This is a genomic window from Chromohalobacter sp. 296-RDG (assembly GCF_029889885.1).
In the GTDB taxonomy this organism is placed as follows: Bacteria; Pseudomonadota; Gammaproteobacteria; order Pseudomonadales; family Halomonadaceae; genus Chromohalobacter.
In genome coordinates this window covers 1-507 of sequence record NZ_JARANY010000317.1, presented here as the reverse complement: position 1 = coordinate 507, position 507 = coordinate 1, and the positions used below count along the sequence as shown (strand labels likewise).

Genomic DNA, 507 nt, shown 5'->3' with positions numbered 1-507 from the left:
AGCTTGGCATCCGGCTCACCGACCACACATTGGCGAATGCCGAGCCGTTCCATGCGCTCACGGCTATCCTGAACTTGATCACGCATTCTTTGGAGTTGCTCAAGTGAACGGCGGCGTTGGCCACGATGAGCCTCATCGTGGTCAGCTTCATCGAGCTCATTTAACCAGGCATCAATGCGCTCGTTTAGCCGCTGTTCATCACGTTTTAAGTCTTCCGACTTGACGACTCTTTTCTTGCTGGCGACTGCACCAAATTTGCTGCCATCGATGGCAACCTTACGGCTTCCTAGCCAGCCAGCATCACGACAGAAGCGGATGAAGTGCCGGCAGAGTTGACGAAAGGCTTGAGGATGCTTGCGTCGAAACTCAGCAATCGTCTTGAAGTCTGGGGTCAGCCGGTTGAGCAACCACATCAGCTCGATGTTGCGCTGGCACTCGCGTTCCAGACGACGCGACGAGCGGATCTGTTGAAGGTATCCATAAAGGTAGAGACGCAGCATGTCAGCA

1 protein-coding gene is annotated in these 507 nt (G+C 54.4%); it reads right to left on the bottom strand.

The genetic code is table 11. The features are described from left to right. A partial coding sequence (locus OP495_RS18740) for a transposase (RefSeq protein WP_280571299.1) occupies positions 1-507 on the bottom strand: 507 nt, incomplete at both ends.